This window comes from Clostridium sp. (genome assembly GCF_051654825.1).
Classification (GTDB): domain Bacteria; phylum Bacillota; class Clostridia; order Clostridiales; family Clostridiaceae; genus Clostridium.
Genome location: NZ_JBOFYU010000071.1, coordinates 1 through 1,629, shown reverse-complemented (window position 1 = coordinate 1,629; position 1,629 = coordinate 1). Strand labels below are relative to the sequence as shown.

The following is a 1,629-nucleotide window of genomic DNA, read 5'->3' as shown; positions in this document are numbered from 1 at the left end:
GAGATATGAAGGGTGAACCTATTGAAGGAATGGATGAAATAACTTTTGTAGCACCTAATGAAAGTGGAGAGATATTAATAGATCAAATTATACCATCAGTATTAATAGATCCAAGACATAATGCAAGAGATGAACAGGTAGATTTTATTAATTTAGAGGCAGATACTGCTGCAAATGCTCATTGGATGGCGCTATATAAAAATTATAATCAGATAGATAAAAATGAAAAGAAGATTGTTTTAAATGAAAGTGAAACAGAGGGCATAAAAAAAGTTGAAAAAAGATACAGAGAAAAACTTTTAAAAAAAGTTCAAGTAACACCTGAACTTATAGCTGAAAAAGAGATGGAGTTTTCAGAGTATAAAAAAATAAACTTAGAATTTATTCAAAGATTAGTTATTTATAAAGATTTAAAACCAGAAGAGAAAGAAAAAATAAAATATATAGCAACAAAAGAGTTTGGAATATATTTAAGAGAGTTAGCATATATGTATAATTCTACAGATAATGTTCAAGAAAAAGAGAGAATTGCTAAACTTTTCAATGAGAGTTTAGAATATATGTATGATCAAGGTTGGACAAAAGGAAGTTCTCAGGGAACGATTCATCATTTAGGTTATCAAATGAGAGAGATTTATGATGCCATATTTTTAATGAAAGAGCCTCTTGTTAAACTAGGAACAGTAAATAAAGCTAAAGAGATGGTAACTTGGTATAGTGCAATGGGAATGATATATACACCTAAAGAAAATTTAAAAGGTGTGAATATAGATGTATTAAATACAATGCTTCCAGGAATGTTAACTGCAATACTTTTAAATGAAAGTAAAGAAAAGGAATCTAAAGAGCTTTATCAACTTCAAAGTTATTTAATGAATTCTATAAAATACTCTCCAGGAGTTTTAGGAGGATTTAAATATGATGGTACAGTTTTTCATCATATGCAAAATTATCCAGCTTATGCAAAAGGTGCTTTTGAAGGTTTAGTTCCTATAATATACTATTTAAATGGGACATCTTATGCAGTTACAGGAGAGCAATATAAAATAGTTAAAAATTCAGTTTTAACAACAAGATTATATTCTAATAAATATAATTATCTATTATCTTTAACAGGAAGACATCCTAATGGGAAATTTAAAATAGATTCAGAAGGTTTTAGATTAATGGCTTTAAGTGGAGAAGGAGGTGTGGATAAAGAGTTAGCACAAGCTTATTTAAGGCTTGATCCTCAAGGAAAAAGTGCTGAGAAATTTAGAAATATGGGGTTAAAAGAGGAGAGGGCTCCTCAAGGTTCGTGGACAATGAATATGGGTTCTTTACAACTTCATAGAAGAAAAGAGTGGCTAGCAGGAGTGAAAGGCTATAGTAGGTATTTAGTAGGAAATGAAACGTATATAAAAAATAACTTATATGGCAGATATATGAGCTATGGAGCATTTCAAATTTTAGAAGGTTCATTAAAAGAGAGCGGATATGTGCAAGAGGGATGGGACTGGAAGCATTTCCCAGGAACAACAGCTATAGATGTGCCTTTTGAAAAGCTAAAATCGAATATCTCACAAGTGGATACTAAAAGTGGAGTTGAGGAGATGTTACTTTCAGATGAAACATATTCTGGTGGAAACT

The 1,629-nt window shown here is 30.6% G+C and carries 1 protein-coding gene; it reads left to right on the top strand.

Annotated features, from left to right (window positions below):
- Positions 1–1,629, top strand: a 1,629-nt coding sequence (locus ACRDBA_RS04545; protein ID WP_438571736.1) for a chondroitinase family polysaccharide lyase, incomplete at both ends; no start/stop codon positions are given.